The organism is Dysgonomonas sp. Marseille-P4361, assembly GCF_900343125.1.
Taxonomy (GTDB): Bacteria; Bacteroidota; Bacteroidia; order Bacteroidales; family Dysgonomonadaceae; genus Dysgonomonas.
Genome location: NZ_OPYL01000001.1, coordinates 47,779 through 66,939, shown reverse-complemented (window position 1 = coordinate 66,939; position 19,161 = coordinate 47,779). Strand labels below are relative to the sequence as shown.

The following is a 19,161-nucleotide window of genomic DNA, read 5'->3' as shown; positions in this document are numbered from 1 at the left end:
GAGGGTAGATATTATTTGCCAGTATGTCCAAATCCTCCACTTCCTCGTTCTGTTTCATTCAGAGATTCTGCAACCTCCCAAACAACTTGAGCATGAGCGGCAATAACCATCTGGCAAATACGCTCTCCATCATTAATGGTAAAATCTTCGTTCGATAAATTTACAAGAATTACCCGTATTTCTCCTCTGTAGTCAGCATCGATAGTACCAGGGGTATTAAGTACAGTTAATCCATGCTTTATAGCCAATCCGCTACGAGGACGTATCTGAGCTTCATATCCTTGAGGTAATTCTAAATATAATCCGGTAGGGATAAGTGCTCTTTCTAGAGGTTTTAATACAATAGGCTCTGGGATATATGCTCTTAAATCTACACCGGCAGAATATGGAGTCGCATATTCAGGTAGAGGGTGGTGTGATTTATTAATGATTTTTACATTCATCTTATTTAGTAATAATTGTTTTTGCGAAATTAATTAATTCTTTGCAATGTGGGATCTAAATTGATAAAATTTAAGAATATATAGTCAATATGAGGATATGTCGCTTTAGATGAAAATCTTGTCTATAACTCTTTTATGAAAAATATTTTATTGATATGTTTAGACGAAAGTTTCTTTTTATAATTTATGATTTTGTCCAAAAAGACCAGATTGTGTTCATAATGGTTTTATTGTTAACATAATATCTGTGTTGTGCGTGATCTATTGATCATAGATAATAGTTAACAGAGGGAACATTATTAAGTATAGACTGTTTGATATTTGAAAGTAATTAAGCATATAAGCTTTCATATTGGAACTTAAACACTTAAATTTGCATATCAAAACAATACATTTAAAGAATGATGTCAGTTATACATGAGGAATTTGTCACATCTATAAGAAGATCTATTTTGGATAAGGATATGGCTGTTCTGAAATTAGAAAAGCATAAGGTCGTATCAATTATTTCGGATATTCTATGCCTAGGACGCGAAGCAGTATATAGACGCTTGAGGGGAGAAGTTAAATTTTCTTTAGAAGAAATTGCTCAGATAGCTATTAAGTTGGATATTTCAATAGATTCTTTAATCGGTTTGAAGAATAAAGAAAAATCTTTAATTGGGCTGAATTTAGTTGATGTTAAAGATGACTTTAAACAAGAATACTTAGAGAAACTGATAGAGCAGATCGCTTTTTTTGAATCAGTTTTAACGAAATATAACAATACTCAAATTCTAGCAGCATTCGATAGGTTACCGTATACGCTCTATTTACACTATGATAAAATAGCTAAATTTCGATTGTTTAAATGGGCTTATCAAATGAATCTCATTAAAGATATATCTTTTAAAGAATTAATACTTCCTAAAGAGGTTGTGCAGGCTCAATCGAAATTAGTATCAGTAGTTCGACAGTTAAAAGAAACAAGCTTAATATTAAGCCCAGATGTTCTTGGAGCACTAATGGCAGATATACAATATTTTCATGATATGCACTTATTAGATGAAGATGATGTGATATCTTTAAAAGAACAACTTAATGATTTATTGTTTGAAATGGAGGGCTTTGCTATTTCAGGAGAGCTTGGATCAAACGCTATGATCCGACTTTATATTTCTGATTTAGGGTTGAACTTTTCAAATATGGTATTTAGATACGGGAAACATTCTTATACATATATTAATCTCTACGAAATAGGTGGTATAGAATCTCAAAATGAAAGATTATGTGAGTATCAAGCCCTTTGGATCAAATCACAGAAGCGATACAGTAAATTAATAACGCAGAGTAATGAAATTGAACGTCGTCGTTTTTTTCGGCAGCAAAGAGAGTATATTAATGGAATATAAATTAAAGGAAAAGTTTTTTTCATTATTTATAAAAATCCGAATCTTTAGGTTCGGATTTTTTATTTTTCAAACTTTTATTGCACAATTCATTATCATATTTTAACATTATTGTCATATAGACACTATGCTGTTTGTTTAAAGCAAAAAAAGAAATTTTTTCATGTGATTTTTTTGATTTTTATCGCGTGTGTAAAGGGAAAAGAACATACATTTGTATCAGTAAAAAGATAAAGCGTATCGGATATGTGGAGATGATAAATTGATACGCAAAATTAGATAAAAAGAATAAATATTCATAAGTAGTCAATGTGATATTTACATGGCTATTGAATAAAAATATATTGTGTAGTTTTGTAAAGTTTGTGTTAAGGGGAGCCATATGAGCTGGGAAGCTCGTATGGTTCTAAATTTTTAAGGGGTAGGAGAACTGAAAGAATTAACTAAGATAAAATAAAGAAAAGGCCTGATAATTTTATTATCAGGCCTTTTCTTTATTATTTCTAACTTATTATTTATTAGGATCGTAGACTGCAACAGCTACACGAGAGTCAGCACACCCATAGTATAGGAACCATTTGTTTTGATGAAAAACCAGACCTTCTATAAAAACAGTACCAGCAGGGTATTGCCCACTTTTCTCGAAGCTTGCTTCAGTGGATAATATCTGAAATGATAATTTGCTATTTGCGTGTGCGCCAACAGTTAAGCTTAGTTTGGATAAATTTGTTAATCTATTTTTCTGTTTTTTATTGTTTATTATGAATATATTCTTTAATATTGCTTCGAATTTAGCCCTGTGAAATAAAATAATACTAATAGAAAAACACATCACATAGTATCTTTTTTTAGACCTTTTTCTGTCTGATTTATAGTTGATATAATCAAATTTAATTGTTCTGTCAAAAGATATTCACCTTTATTTTTATTACTCTTATTTTTATGAATACAGTCTAGATTCGCTTTGTTCTTATTATTGAAATAATAGCAGAGCAATATATTTTAATCATTAATCATTAATTATTAATCTAAATCTGTATGAGAAAAATGTTCTTATTTAGAAAGATTGCTGTATGTCTTGGTTTGTATCTACTAAGTACAGGAACTTTCTTTGCTATGGGTGATAATCCATCGGCTAAGATACAAAACACAGGTGTTGTTCAACAGAGCAAAACTGTGACTTGTATTGTCAAAGATCATTTAGGCCCTGTGATAGGCGCCTCCGTGATAGTTGATAATTCAACAAATGGTAGTGTAACAGATATTGATGGTCGTGTGACTATTAATAATGTTCCAGAAGGTGCAACTTTAGTTATATCATTCGTCGGGTATCAGACGCAACGTATCAAAGTTGGGGCTCAAAGTTCGATAGAAGTTACATTGGTAGAGGATACAAAAATATTGGAAGAAGTTGTTGTTGTTGGTTATGGTACGCAAGCGAAGAAAGATATAACAGGATCCGTTTCTGTTGTTAGTGCAGATGTTTTGGCGGAAACTCCAGTTGCTACATTTGCTGAAGCTTTGCAGGGGAAAGCATCAGGGGTGCATATTTTATCTTCTGGGGCTCCCGGAGCTGATACGACTATTCGTATTCGTGGAGTTGGTTCATTGAATAACTCAGGGCCACTTATTATTGTGGATGGAGTATCTGATGTAGATATCAACTCTGTTAATCCAAATGATATCGAATCATTTCAAGTATTGAAAGATGCTGCAGCAACTGCTATCTATGGAGCAAAAGCGGCAAATGGAGTTATCATTGTTACAACAAAACAAGGTAGTAAAGAAGAAAAAGTCTCTATAACCTATGACGGTTATTTAGGATGGGCTACAATGGCAAATGATGGATTTGATTTGCTTAATGCATGGGAGGCAATGGAATTCCAGGCTACAGGTATGGTTAACAATAGAGATATCAGAGGTGTACAAGGTCAAACTCATCCTCAGTTCGGATCTCTTAATGCTCAGGATCAGCTAACAATGCCATATGCAATAAAACCTTCAGGTATGTCAAAAGACCAAATTGTAAATAAGTATGGAAGTGTTGATGCATGGGTATCTTCATACAAACCAAATGGATCTGACTCTTGGGCTCGTTCAGCCTATTATCAGATGTTAGAAGATGGTTATTCAGAGGCAGAAGCCAGAAAAGGATCTGATTGGTATGATATGATTACTCAGACCGGGTTTATCAATAGTCATCAGCTATCTTTGATAGGAGGAAGCAAAAAGGCTAGTTATACTGTTGGCTTGGGTTATGAAGATAGAGAAGGAACTATTAAAGGTTCTGGATTTGAACGTTTTTCTTTCCGGGCTAATACGACATTCAATCCTACTAAATATTTTAGTATAGGACAAAACACTAATGCTTCATTGATGGAGTTTAGTGGAGAGCGCGGAGGTCAAGGTGACTCACATGCTTTTGCTAAAGTTTATCAGGCTCAGCCATGGGTGCCGGTTTATAATGTAGGAGGCGACTTCGCCGGATCGCAGGCAACAGAAGGAGGACGAGAGCAAACAGCAATACATCAAATATCGAGATCAGAAAATAACTGGAATCGTCGTTTCTTTGCACAAAATGCATTGTTTGCAGAAATAACACCACTTGAAGGATTGAGAGTTCGTACACAATTTAGTACACGCTTGGGTGGAAGATGGAATAGAGAATTTTGGTCAAAAGATATTTTTGCCAATAAAGAGGGACAATCTTATAACCATTATGCAGAAGGTGCTGCCTACTGGCTAGATTGGCAGTGGACGAATATTGCTGAGTATAAAACAACTATAAAAGAGCATCACAATATACAAGCTCTAGTAGGTTTGGAAGCTATGAAAAATGGTTTAGGTAGAGAAATATGGGGTAAACGTAAAAACTATATTTTCGAGAACGACTTAAATACTTGGACTCTTAACAATGGAGATGCTGGAACTGTTGAAAATAGTGGAACTCCTCAATCTACAATTACTACATTAGGTTATTTTGGCCGTTTAGATTATTCATATCAAAGTAAATATTTATTGACCGCTACAGTTCGTAGAGATGGAGTTTCTCGTTTCGCTAAGAATAATCGTTGGGGTACATTCCCTTCTGTGTCAGTAGGATGGCGTATGTCGGACGAATTGTTTATGGAGAATTCAAGAACTTGGCTTGATGACCTTAAATTCCGTATTGGATATGGTACTACAGGTAATGCACAAGTTGGTAGATCTATCAATTATGCTTTCTTGTATGGAACAGGTACAGGCTATGGATACGATTTTGCCGGAACAGATTCTGGTCAATATACAGGATATGTAGTAACAGACCTGGGTGACCCGAACGCAAAATGGGAGACAACAAAAATGTTAAACGTTGGTTTAGACGGAACTTTACTAAATAATAGATTGACTTTCAACGCGGACTATTATATAAAGAAAACATCAGACCTATTAGTTCCTGCAAACTGGTCGGCACTAGCCGGTAATGCTAGCAAACCTCAAATCAATATCGGTGATATGGAAAATAAAGGATTTGATTTTAGTATTGGGTGGCGCGATAAAGCTGGAGATTTTGGTTACAATATCACAGCTAATCTCTCTTCTTATAAAAACAAAGTTACAAAATTAGGTTCATCTAATTTGTTTGAAGGTGACCGTTTGAAGAACACTTCTATAACAACAGTAGGTCAGCCGATTGGTCAATTCTATGGCTATCAGGTAGAGGGTATCTATAAGAGCGTAGATGACGTAATGAATAATAAGGATAAAAATGGAAATACAATTCTTCCATTTGCTGTAGCAGATGCTAAATCTTTAGTAGCTGAAGATTGGGTAGGTCGTTATAAATTCAAAGATGTAGATGGAGATGGAAAAATAGATGCAGATGACCGCACTATTATAGGAAATCCGCATCCGGATTTCACTGGAGGATTAAATCTAAGTCTTACGTATAAAGGATTCGATTTAGGTACATATCTTTATTTCTCAGTAGGTAATGACATAATGAAAGCATATCAATATTTTACACATTATGGGGCATTGCAAAGTAATTATTCGAAAGATAGACGTGATAACTCATGGCACCCTACAGACAATCCGGATGGTAAATATCCATTGTGGGCTACTTTGAATGGAGATGGTTCAGAAGCAACAGCAGAATCTCATTCAATGTATATAGAAGATGGTTCATATTTGAGAATGCAGACTTTGACTTTAGGTTATACATTGCCTAAAAAACTTACAGAAAAAGTATCATTGTCGAGAGTTCGTTTTTATGGTCAGTTAACCAATGTGTTTACTATTACAGGATATGATGGGCTAGATCCGGAAGTACTGAGCAGTAATGATAAACGTATGGGATATGATTATGGTTCTTATGGAATGCCTCGTTCATATATTTTAGGGGTAAATCTTAGTTTCTAATGGATTGATAAACAATCGTTATAAATAAATAAATAAATATGAAAAAGATATTATATTCAATTATTATACTTAGCCTCTTTAGCTTCATTTCATGTAGCGACTTTTTAGAGCAACGATCAAGTGGTTCTATTGGTAAAGAGCAGTTAGCAGATGAAGATGGTATAAACATGTTGTTGGCAGGAATGTATGCTTCTTTATTAAATGATAGCTATTTTGAGGCACCCCTGACAAATTATGTTTATGGGGATGTTATAGCTGGTGATGCAAATAAAGGAAGTACTTATGGAGACCAGCCTGATTTTACAAGTCTAGAACTATACACTATGACTGTAGACAATGGATATTTAGGTACTAAATGGGTGAGAGTTTATGATGGCGTTTTTAGAGCAAATGAGTTGATTAGTGATGTAGAATCTAATAAAGATGCCTTGTCTGCAATAAATGGGCGTGAAAAAGACTTTTACACAGAAACTGTAGCTCAAGGACGTTTTATGCGCGGATTCTTTCATTTCGAAGGTGTTAAAACTTTCGGAGCAGCAATACCATATATCGGTTCTGAGGAATTTGCTTCAAATGTTAACCCTAAAGTTTCAAATGTAGATGAATCTAATAATTATATCTATATCTGGGATAGAATATATGAAGACTTACAATATGCATATGATAACTTGCCTGATGCATGGCCAGAAGAACCTGGTCGAGTAAATAAATGGGCTGCCGCAGCTCTTCTTGCAAAAGTTAAGATGTATCAATCATCTCCATACAATGGAACGAATAATACTGTAAATCGTTGGGGAGAAGTAAAAGATTTACTTAAAACAGTGATTGATAATGGTAAAGACTCTAAAGGCACAAAATATCGTCTAGCTGATTCTTATGAAGCACTTTGGACTGCTGGAGAAAGTGATTGGACAGGAGAGTCTATCTTTGATATTCAGATGACCATTGTCGGAACAAATGAAATGATAAGTTGTGTGAATGGAGGATGGCATACAGCACCTCCAGGAGGTATGGGAAATAGTGGATGGGGCTTTTATCAACCGTCGAATGACCTTGTAAATGCATATATCGTAGATGAGGCAGGTCTTCCGTATGTAGATAAATCTTACAGAAGTAAACCTGCATTAACAAAAGCAGGGGTAGACCAAGATGGTAAGCCTGCACCAAACTTTCCGGAAACAGATCTTACTGTTTATACAGACCCTCGTTTAGATATTTCGGTAGGTCGTTTCCACCTTCCTTTCTGGGATTGGACTGTACCTACTTCTATAGATGGTTGGGTGAGAGACTTGACTAATGGCGGGTATTATATGAACAAGAAATTAATGCCGAAGAAATCAGATAAAGGAAGTTTGAGTAACGGTACACAAACTTGTTCTTCTGCTAAAAATATACACCTTATTCGTTACGCCGATGTACTCCTTTGGTATGCAGAAGCTTTAATCGAAACAGGGCAGCATGCAGATGCACTTAAGTATGTAAATATGGTGAGGGAACGAGCTGCAAAATCCTATGTTAAGGCCGTTGACCCAGCAACAATGCTTGAATCTACCTCTAATTATGTTTTAGATGATAAAATAAACAATGTGACCGGTAAAGATGCCGCTTCTAACTATCGTATTGGGTTATATACACCGGCTCAATTTAGTACAAAAGAAAAGGCGCTAGCAGCTTTGAAGTTTGAAAGACGCTTAGAACTTGCTTTAGAAGGACATCGTTGGTATGATCTAGCACGTTGGGGTAATATTGAGAACGATTTGAATGAATATGTTGCATATGAGAAACAGTATCTGAATAAATTTGCTAAGTCAAACTATAATTCAAAATGGGTGACCTTGCCTATCCCAGATGCTCAAATTGTAACTATGGAAGGATTATTAGTTCAGAACCCAAATTGGAAATAATAAGCATTCCTGAAGAGATTAAAAATTAGAATAATTAACCCCCGATTAATATATCATGTATTAATCGGGGTTGTTTTATACGATAGTTGTGGATAGCCTACATTTTTATGTAAGGAGCAAAATAACAATGAAATAGGTTGCTACTATCCTTTATTTCAACTTTCTGTTCTTTCTATAACCAAAAATGCACTTGGAAATATGACACAAAACTGCGTGATGGAAACGTGCACATAAGTCATAAATATCAATATATCAAATCAGTGTGGCTAGTTGATTCGACAAGTGTGAGTGTCATTTTTCAAAGAAATTATATCTCTATTCAAAGAGATTTTAAACACTTTACCACTACTTTTATATTAAATATACAATATAACTGACTTTCGTAACTCAACGACGAGAGGAGCCTAAGATCGAAAAGATTGACACTCAGTAGAAAAATAAAAGAGTTTTATTCTGCAACTATAACTTTCGAAAAATAAGCGCGGTGTTCGCAGCGTATAAGATAAACCAATTAATGCAGAAAATCAGGCTCTGGATTTCGAAGAAGCAAAAGAAAAGGAAGAGAAAAAAGAAGAATTTAACCTAATCCAACGCACGTCATCAAACAAAAGATGATTTACTGAAAGTTTCGATAAACGACCATTCACTCAAGTACCGAAACTTAGATAATGCCCATTTCATACACTGATTGGCTACGGACCAACTTGTATATGTACTGAATGGAGTATTAATAAAAGAAAATATTAATACTCATCTTAAAGGAGGTAAAACCCGCTCCTATTGTCACTACTATATCGTTTACCTCAAAGATTGAGAATAAATAGATATTCTATAACCTGTATAATAATTCGTATGAAAAACAACAAGAAGACACTAGACATGAATGCTATTTTCAGAAAACTGAGGATATCATTTCCTATGTTTCTCTTGCTCCTTGTTTTACCATTATTAACGATGGCACAACAAGAGTCTGCTTCTACAAAACAGATACAGCAAGATAAGATTCAAGTTACTGGTGTCGTCAAAGACCAAAATGGCGAACTCTTGATAGGAGTAACCATAAAAGAGGCGAGTACCACACAAACAAGCCTTACTGATATAGATGGAAAATTCAGTATTTCAGTAAGTAGTCCTAATGCCACACTTGATTTCACCTATATAGGGATGGAAGCGAAGTCTGTTAAACTAGACGGAAAAACCTATATAGAAGTAGTTCTGAAAGAAGAAACTTCCGCTCTGAGTGAGGTCGTAGTAGTTGGTTATGGAACTCAATCGAAAGTATCCGTTACTGGAGCTGTATCGGCCGTCAAAGGCGATGATATAAAGAAAGCAACAGCAACCAGCTTTGGGAATGCACTGCAAGGACGTATCACAGGTCTGTCTATTACACAGTCTGACGGAGCATTGCCGGGTCTTGACGATGCACGTATCTTCCTCCGTGGACGAACCACAATAAACGAATCGTCTCCTTTAATTCTGATAGATGGCGTTCCCAGAGAGAACTTCAGAACGCTGGATGTAAATGAGATAGAATCAGTCAGTGTACTAAAGGATGCTTCTGCAACTGCAGTATTTGGAGTAAGAGGTGCAAATGGTGTAATTATGGTTACAACCAAAAGAGGACAAGTAGGAAAAGCCGAACTGTCAGCATCTATCCACCAAACATTCACAGCCTTTACGCGCAAACCAGACAGACTCTCATCTATTGAATACATAGATATGCGTAACGAAGCTTTTAGGAACGACGGGTTACCAGAGGCCTATTCTCCAGAAGTAAGAGAAAAGTTCATGAACCCTTATCTAGGTTTAGACCCTAATGCCGAAGATTATGAACATCAAATGGCTTTAAGAGACTATCTGTATCCCAATCATTATTACTATGGTATGTATTTTAAAGACTGGGTTCCCGAGACAAGAGCAAATGTAAACGTCAGAGGAGGTACCGAAACGGTGTTATACTATATGAACGTAGGATACATACATCAAGGAGGACACTTCAATACAGAAAAGAAATCACAGTTGGGCTATGATCCGTCTTTGAAACTCGACAGATGGAGTTTCCGATCCAATATGGATTATAAACCTACAAAATTCTTAACTACGCGATTAAATATAGGGACTTATATAGAAAAGCAAAATACCCCTCCTATCAATCAGTTCAAAGACGTAGAAGAAATGACAAGAGGAGTTATGCAAGAGATAATGAGAATGAACCCGACTACACTAGGCCCAACCACAGGCGAAGGTCTATTTCCGGACGTGATGCCTAATATGATGATCAAACCTCGTGTAGGAGACAATTCTCCGGGAAACCTTATAAACAGATCGGGATATCATAAAAACACCCGAATCAACTTAAATTCATCCTTAGAGGTAGAGCTAGACCTAAGTTCCTTTATAACAGAAGGATTAAGTTTTAAAGGCTTAATCTCGTTTGATACTTACCCAAGAACAACCATAATAGGGCAAAGAACAGAAAGAGACTATTATGCTGATCCTAATTATGAAAATGATACTGTTGAACTACAAGAAAAAACAACCCATGACTCTCCTATGAGTTTAGGGCGATCTAGTAGTAATCATTATAAATTCAATGCACAAGGGTCTATCAACTATAACCGAGCCTTTGGCAAGCACAATGTTACAGGTATGATACTGATACAAAGAGATCATTGGGAGTCAGAAGGAGCTGAGATACCATATAATGTGCTATCTTTTGCCGGACGCGGAACATACAATTACGATTCAAAATACTTTGTTGAAGTAAATCTGGGATACAACGGAACCGAACAATTTGCGCCTAGCAACAGATTCGGATTCTTTCCCGCAGGATCATTAGGATGGGTACTGACTAACGAAAGCTTTATTCCTAAGAATGGCATACTTACTTTTTTGAAACTAAGAGCTTCTTACGGAAGGGTAGGAAATGATAAACTCGGCTCTAGCAGATTTTTATATCAGGACAATTATCAATATGGAGGTAAAGATCAAGGGGTAGGAGGACTTGGCGAAGGTCAGGGAGTAAACATAATCCTATTAGGAAACAAACATATACAATGGGAAGTCAGCGACAAACTTAATTTAGGAGTTGATCTCCAGATAACCAATGATATAAAAGGAAGTTTCGATTATTTTAAAGAAAACACATCCAAAATGTTAATAAACAGAGGTGTGATTCCTCTCATACAGGGACATCCTGCCAGCGCTTTGCCAAAATCGAATATAGGAGAGTTGGAAAATTATGGATATGAATTTGAGATATCTTACAACAAACAAGTAACTCCTGACTTTTTTATCTCAGTGAATGCAAATATGTCAACAAACAATAATAAAATAACCTCTCATGATGAAGCCATGTATGACGATTCTTACGCATACCAATATCGTAATACGGGTTATCAGATAGGTCAGCAATGGGGTTATCTGGTTGACTGGGACTCTCCCGGAAAAGGTTATTGGACTTCTCAAGAAGAAATAGACCAAAGTGGAGTAAAGTATCCCAACCCTCCAAGACCAGGCGACCTTGTCTTTAAAGACCTGAACGGAGACGGAGAAATAAGTGAGAAAGATCATGCTCCTATCGGTTTTTCAGGCTCAGTTCCGGGTTATAATTACGGATTTGGACTTGATACCAAATACCGAGATTTCGATTTTTCCATCTTCTTTACCGGAGTAGGTGATATAAAAACCTATTGGTACGGACTAGGAGTTAATGAAGTTGAAGGTAAAGGAACTTATTACAAATACCACAAAAATGCATGGACATCGGAACGATATGCTAACGGCGAAAAAATAACCTATCCTGCACTTTCATCGAAAAGCAATTATAATCATTCGTCTAACGAATTCTTTGTTCAGAACAGAGCCTTTTTACGCTTAAGAAATCTAGAAATAGGATATACCATACCTAAAGGTTTTTTATCCAAAATAGGAGTAAATGACTTAAGAGTATATGTAACCGGACAAAACTTATTCGTATGGGATAAACTTCTTATCGACCAATACGATCCGGAAGCTGAACACCCTCGAAAATACCCTATTCAGAAAGTTCTTGGATTTGGAGTTAATGTCACATTCTAAAGTAAAACAGTAATGAAAAAAAATATATATAAGATACAGAATAGCCTCATATTACTCCTCATATTAGGACTATTAAGCTGTAATGAAGTACTCGATCAGGCACCTGATGGAAAAATAACCTTAAAAGAAGTATTTGAAGATCACTTCAAGACGGGTGCATACCTAAATACATGCTATCGTAAGATTCCACAAGGAGGCTTACACTATTGGTATACTACCAGAGGACCAGTTGTGGTAAGCGACGAGGCTTGGGACAACGACGACATCGAATATCCCCAAGGAGTAGCAGGAATGATGTATAATGGAGAGGCAACAAGTGCCCTTTATCCAATGACAGAATTGATTGGCTTCACAGGCTACGGCGACGGAAAATATTTCGAACGTCTTTATGAAGGGATTAAGGACTGCTGTGTCTTTATAGCAAACATCAACGAAGCCACAGTCAATACCGAAGCCGAAAGAAGAAGATGGAGGGCTGAAGCGCATATGCTTCGTGCATATTACTATTCGGAGCTACTGAAATGGTATGGCACAGGTCTTCCTATTGTCAGAGAACCGTACGAGGATCCCATAAATGCAGATTATACCACACTTGAGAAACCAACTTACAAAGAAGTCATAGATTTTATCCTCGAAGACATAGCTGTGGGCATGAACACCGAAGAACTACCTTGGCGGATTACCTCCAGTTCCGAAACTGCACGAATGACTAAGGCCGTTGGAGAAGCTCTAAAATCACGAATGACTCTATATGCAGCCAGTCCGCTCTACAATGAAGGTGAAAATTTTTGGGAGCTAGCATACAAAATAAATAAAGAGGCATATGATAATCTTTCCAAAAACGGCTATGAACTATATAACAAAATTAACTTTCCCGGCATTTACCAAAATGACATAGACAACCCTAACAATCAATCACATCTCCCCAATAAGCATGCCGCTCTAATGAATGAATATTTCACTCGCGACCCTGCTTATTCTACCAATCCAGTAGATAAAGAAACAATCTATTTTCATTGGAACTCGGCTGGAGCTAGTTTCGACATCGAAGGCATTGGTGCGCAGAGTGGTAAAGCAGGAACTGTCCCTACACAGGAAATGGTAGATGCCTACGAAACTATAGATGGTGAAACAATTCTCGATCTGAAAAAGCCATATTTAGATGAAAAACATCTACAACCGAATTTCAATCCTAAGAACACATTATATAAAGAAAATGATCCGTATGTAAACCGCGACCCACGTTTTTATGCTTCCATCTACTACAATGGTTCAAAACGAAGTTGTAAATGGTCAACATCTGAATCTGAAGAATGCAAAGACAATTGGAATTACAGTCCTAACGGAAACGGACCTGTTTTCAGAACCCGCATTATCTCTACTTGGGTAGGAGAACCTCTTACCGGAATACATCCTACCTCCAGAGCAGCAACACGCACAGGATATTACATCCGGAAGTTCTTAACTCCTAATCATGGCGATGGCTACGAAAGCAATGAACCTAAACCAAAACTATTCAGATTGGGCGAAGTTATGCTTAATCTGGCTGAAGCAGCCGTAGAAACCAACCATCTGGAAGAAGCAACTCTACTCATTAATCAGATAAGAGAGAGAGCAGGCATGCCTAAACTTAAGTCCGAAATAACTTCAAACCAAGAAGAGATGAGGCTTCGTGTACGACACGAAAGACGTATCGAGCTAGCTCTAGAAGGACATCGTTTTTTCGATATTCGCAGATGGCAAAAACCTGATGGTAACTTGCTGGCAACAGACAGATGGGCCACTGCTATGGAAATCACAAGACACGAAAAAGCTGATGGAAGTTTCTCTCACTACACATATAAGAGACGCAATGTAAGAGCTCAGGAAAGATCTTGCTACGACAACAAATACCTGAAAGCTCCAATCCCTCAAGCCGAAGCAAATAAGTTTTATACACTTACAGGAATGAGTTGGCAAAACCCTGGTTGGTAGTCCCACTATACACTATGCGTACTTCAAATTTGTAAAAAAGACAACTATGATAAACAAAAAGATTATACAGTTAATACTCGCTTTTGCATTTGTTGCATCATCCATTTTTGCGCAAGAAGCCATTACAAGCATGAGCGGTATTATAAAAGACAAATATGGAGAGCCTTTGGTTGGCGTTATGATTGTTTCCGAAAACGGGAATAACATGACTACTACTGGTATAGATGGGGCTTTCATTTTAAATGTGAATGATGATAGTAAATACATTACTGTTAATTATTTAGGCTACAGATCACAAAGGTTCGATACCGATACCGATCAACCCCTTCAAATAACACTGAAAGAAGACATTTATAATCAAAATCAGATGATTGATTTAGGATTGAATAGGGTAGAAAAAGAAGTCTTTGCCGGAGCAGCATCCACAGTAGCGGGCAGAGAGTTGGAAAAGACTCCTGCCTCCAACCTAACAGCGACATTCACAGGTAGACTACCTGGATTGATGGTCAGGCAAACCGGAAATTCATGGCATGATATGAGTCATCATCTTAAGATCAGAGGATACAATACGAATAATGGACAAGATGAGCTAGTCATCGTTATCGATGGATTGATTATCCCTGCCGATGGTATCCAATACCTTAATCAGATTACTCCTTCGGAGATAGAAACCGTTACAATCCTTAAGGACGCTTCGGCTTTGGCTCTATATGGTATGAAGGGTGCCAACGGAGTTATTGTAGTCAATACCAAAAGAGGAGAAATCGGAAAACTGGATATTGGCATCAGGGTAGAAGGAACAATGATGGAGTCTATCAAGAAACCATTCAGACCAAATTCAGGATTATATGCAACCTTGAAAAATCAGGCAGCCTATAACGACAATCCGGGTCTTGGAAAAAATCAAATATTCACTGATGAGCAAATTGCAAAGTTTAATTCAGGCGAAAACCGGAATTTATATCCTGACAACAATTGGTACGACGAATACTTGTCAAATTACCATTATATGCAACGAGTAGGACTCAACCTATCGGCCGGTAGCGAAAAAGCCCGTTTCTTTTCCAATGTGAATTTCATGCACAACGATCTTCCTGTTAAAGTTAGAGGAAACGAGCAATACAAGAATCCGCCTTCGTATTATGGAGTAAACCTCAGAACAAATCTGGATGTAAATCTGAACAAATACCTTAAGAGTTATCTCAATATAGCTGCTAGCATAAAGAGAGATAGAGGGCTCACATCCGACTTAGGGGATGTGTACCGGTACATTCTAATGACTCCCCCTACCATTTTTGGTCCTGTAACTCCTCAATTAGTGGATAAAGACGGGAATATTGTACACGAAGGAGGAAAAATATTAACAACACCCAATATGCCGGGAAACGAGAGTGTATATAGAATGATCAACAGATCGGGGTACAACACTATTACGACTACATATATATACACCAACGCTGGACTCGAACTCGATTTGTCTTTCCTTACCAAAGGCTTGAGCATTGGAGGAGATATCGGTTATGCCGTTAGTAGCAATAAGCGAAACAATACGGGACAAAACAGAGAACGTTGGATCAGAGTAATCGATTCTCTCGAAGACTGGGATGCCTATAAGTATGAGAAAATAGGAACTACCGAAGATTCTCCTTTGTCATACAACGGCGGCAATGACAATTTACATAACTTAAATCTAAAAGCCTATGTTAATTACAAGAGATCATTCGGACTTCACAATCTGTCGCTAAATGGTTATGCTTTATATCAGAATCTATCATCGCCAAGCGAAAGCATAGATGCTAAATTCATCTATTCTGGGGTCAATGTATTTTATGACTTCGACAAAAGGTATGCAATATCATTAGGCACTGGATATTCTGGGTCGGATAACTTTGCACCGGGAAACAGATTTAAAGCAACACCTGCCGTTTCGGGAGCATGGATAGCGTCTAACGAGAGTTTTATAAAAGAAAATATCAGTTGGTTGAGTCTTCTGAAATTTAAAGCATCTTATGGTATTAACTCAAGCGATCAAATTGCCGCACCATATCGTTATCCATACCTAGACAAATTTGATTTCTCTGGTCAGATCAGACAAGGAAATCCTCTACTTGAACCGGAAAAAGTAAAAAAACAAAATTACGGTATCGAGTTAGGATTATTCAACGAATTCTATATCGGGTTCAATCTCTTCCGTCACAAAATGAATAACATGACTATTGGTGTCACTGGATGGATTCCAAGCTATCATGGTGATAGAGGCTCTTATCCTAACGTACAGCAAGGAAAAATGTCCAACAAGGGCTATGAGTTGGAGCTAAACTATACGAAACAGTTCAATAAAGACCTGACCATAGGAGTCGGAGGATATGTAGCCTTCAGCAAAAATGAATTCATTGACGTTCAAGAAATGGAACGAGGCGAAGACTACGTTTACCCTATTCGCACCGAAGGTTATTCCATAGGAACTTCGTGGGGTTACCTTGTCGACTATAGCAATGGGAATGGCTTCTTCAACACAAAAGAGGAACTGGATGAATACTTGAATAGAATTTCTTACGGTTCGAACACACCTCGTGTAGGAGACCTAAAATATCAAGATCTGAACGAAGATGGGATGATAGACGACAAAGATCAGGTGCCTCTCAATAAAGGTGCAATCCCTAGATACAACTATGCTTTCAACATTTCGGCAGCATACAAAGATTTTGATCTCAGCATTATGTTCCAAGGGATAGGCGACTATAAATCTATTGTTAGCGGATCGTATGGTTTTTGGGAAAACCCAGGCGGAGGTTCGACCGAGCGGGTTTATTCAAAAATGCATTTAGATTCTTGGACTCAGGAAAAATACGAAAATGGGGAAACAATCAAATACCCGGCATTGACAGACAGACCTGCTTCTCCTAATACCAACTCTAGCGATTTCTACTTGCTCGACAAATCATTCCTCAGGCTTAAAAATGTAGAAATAGGTTATACACTTCCGCGTCATATCACACGACAAGCTAAGATGGAACGAGTTCGTTTTTGGCTGAGCGGCAATAACCTCATCACTTGGGACAAATTAGGTGACGTAGATTTTGATCCGGAGAACAACCATATAGGAGAAATACCTATTTCCCGGTCTTACAACATTGGTCTCAGTATTGATTTCTAACTTTAAAAATGAACTGCTATGAATAAAATATACATAAATATAACACTGGGTCTGTTACTGCTGTTAGGATCATGCTCCGGAACGCTAGATCATGAAGATCTGGGGTATCAAACACCGGAGGTCATATTCGCCAACAGATTTAAGATAGAAACATTCAAAAATATGTGCTTAAACATAGGTGTTGCCGGTCCCGACATACACTCAGCCAGTGTAACCGACGAAGCTTTTGCTGGCAATTATTTTGAAGATGCGTCTTTCCAGAATTGGTACGACGGAACTATCACTTCTACTTCCTTTTTGAGCTGGAACAGGCATGGAGGAAACCCTTGGGATGAACTGTTTTCATATATACGCCGTTGCAATATTTTCTTGAAATATATAGATGAAGAAACTGCCGGACTGATAGATGATGAAAGAAATGGGTGGAAAGCTCAAGTGTATGCAATGAGATCTTACTACATATGGATGCTGGCCAAACGTTATGGAGACATTCCGCTGTCTCTTGAAATGATGGGAGCCGAACATGATTTCACTACAGATAAGAAGATCTCATTCGGAGAAGTTGTCAAGCAGATTATCAGTGACGGAGAACTCGTAATGGAAATAGGACCTGAATCTATTTCTGGTTACCCATGGAGTTTTGTAAGCAAACTGGAAGGACAACTTACCAAAGGCGGAGTTCATGCTATCATGTCACAAGCCGTAACTTATGCCGTAAGTCCACTTTGGGACGATGGCACATTTACAAAAGAAGAAGCTGCGAAAATAACAGGCAGATCTCTATCCGAATGTTTAGCCCACGGATACGAACTGTTTAAAACAGAGTCGCCTGATGCAGTAAATGCATATGCCAATTATTTCTACAGTGTAGATAATTCAAGAACCGAAGACAAGGAAACTATATTCCGAGTAGGAGGACGCATCGGAATGTGGGACCAGGTAGGATTACCTACCACACCGGGACAGGTAAATTCGGGTCCATGTCCTACTCAAAATCTGGTAGATGCATACGAAATGCAAAGCACAGGACTTGCTCCTATAACCGGCTATTCGGATAAAGAAAAGTTGATTCCAATCGTTAATACCGCTTCGGGCTATGATCCTGAAAATCCGTATGAAGATAGAGATCCTCGCTTCTATGCCACCGTATTTTACAATTCGGCAGCCGTTGACCCTAAAGATCCTAACGGAAGAAAAGTAGAATCGTACCTAGGCGGAGGAGATGCTTATCGACAAAACAACAGAAAATACAGTTATACTGGATATTATACACGAAAATATGCTCATCCCGGCTCTAAACAAGGTACACATATCGACGGAACGATGAGAGTATTCCGTCTGGCAGAACTTTATCTCAACTTTGCCGAAACAGCCTATCAGGCCTATGGCCCCGATCAAGCTGTAGATATAGGAAATGGCATGAAAATGAGTGCCCGCGAAGCAGTCAACACAGTCCGCGCCCGTTCCCAAATGCCGCCTATACCAACTGGTCTGACAAAAGAAGCATTCGAAAAAGTCTATCGTAACGAAAGAAGAGTAGAACTGGCCTTCGAGGCGCACCGCTTTTTCGATATACGTCGATGGAAAGTATTGTCTGGCGAAACATTTATTTCGGGTATAGAGATCACTCGCGATGATAATAGCAAGTATTCTTACAAACGAATTCCTTTGGGAGAACGTAAGTCAAATACCGATAAATTCCTGATTTTCCCTATCCATCCTGCCGAACTGAGAATCATATTCAAACAGACAGGAGAACAATGGCAAAATCCGGGATGGGATTATTAATCACCAAGCGATTATAAACTAATATT

At 37.6% G+C, this 19,161-nt stretch carries 9 protein-coding genes; 7 read left to right on the top strand and 2 right to left on the bottom strand.

The annotated features are described in order from the left end of the window. Positions 1–11: 11 nt before the first annotated feature. On the bottom strand, positions 12–443 hold the full coding sequence (gene dut / locus DHU68_RS00245; protein ID WP_108820970.1) for a dUTP diphosphatase: 432 nt from the start codon (positions 441–443) through the stop codon (positions 12–14). A gap of 401 nt (positions 444–844) precedes the next feature. Between dut and DHU68_RS00240 the strand changes: the two genes are divergently transcribed. After that, positions 845–1,834 (top strand): helix-turn-helix domain-containing protein, encoded by a 990-nt coding sequence (locus tag DHU68_RS00240; RefSeq protein WP_108820969.1) that lies wholly within the window; start codon positions 845–847, stop codon positions 1,832–1,834. Between the two features lie 508 nt (positions 1,835–2,342). Here DHU68_RS00240 and DHU68_RS14095 read toward each other — a convergent pair. Beyond that, on the bottom strand, positions 2,343–2,663 hold the full coding sequence (locus DHU68_RS14095) for a hypothetical protein (protein WP_160111027.1): 321 nt from the start codon (positions 2,661–2,663) through the stop codon (positions 2,343–2,345). A gap of 206 nt (positions 2,664–2,869) precedes the next feature. Here DHU68_RS14095 and DHU68_RS00230 point away from each other — a divergent pair, with 206 nt between their 5' ends. From DHU68_RS00230 to DHU68_RS00205, 6 genes are all read left to right on the top strand, one after another. Then, entirely contained in the window at positions 2,870–6,232 is a 3,363-nt protein-coding gene (locus DHU68_RS00230; RefSeq protein WP_185117480.1) for a TonB-dependent receptor, read from the top strand. A gap of 38 nt (positions 6,233–6,270) precedes the next feature. Then, complete coding sequence (locus DHU68_RS00225) at positions 6,271–8,136, top strand: RagB/SusD family nutrient uptake outer membrane protein (protein ID WP_108820968.1); 1,866 nt, start codon at positions 6,271–6,273, stop codon at positions 8,134–8,136. An 852-nt stretch (positions 8,137–8,988) separates the two neighbouring features. Beyond that, complete coding sequence (locus tag DHU68_RS00220; RefSeq protein WP_108820967.1) at positions 8,989–12,216, top strand: TonB-dependent receptor; 3,228 nt, start codon at positions 8,989–8,991, stop codon at positions 12,214–12,216. Positions 12,217–12,228: 12 nt separating this feature from the next. Further along, positions 12,229–14,190 carry a RagB/SusD family nutrient uptake outer membrane protein gene (locus DHU68_RS00215; RefSeq protein ID WP_108820966.1) on the top strand — a complete coding sequence of 654 codons (1,962 nt, stop codon included), beginning with the start codon at positions 12,229–12,231 and terminating at the stop codon, positions 14,188–14,190. Positions 14,191–14,236: 46 nt separating this feature from the next. Further along, a complete protein-coding gene (locus DHU68_RS00210; RefSeq protein WP_108820965.1) occupies positions 14,237–17,347 on the top strand; it encodes a SusC/RagA family TonB-linked outer membrane protein in 3,111 nt (1,036 codons plus the stop codon). 18 nt (positions 17,348–17,365) lie between these two features. Beyond that, positions 17,366–19,135 (top strand): RagB/SusD family nutrient uptake outer membrane protein, encoded by a 1,770-nt coding sequence (locus tag DHU68_RS00205; RefSeq protein WP_108820964.1) that lies wholly within the window; start codon positions 17,366–17,368, stop codon positions 19,133–19,135. The last annotated feature ends 26 nt before the right edge of the window (positions 19,136–19,161 follow it).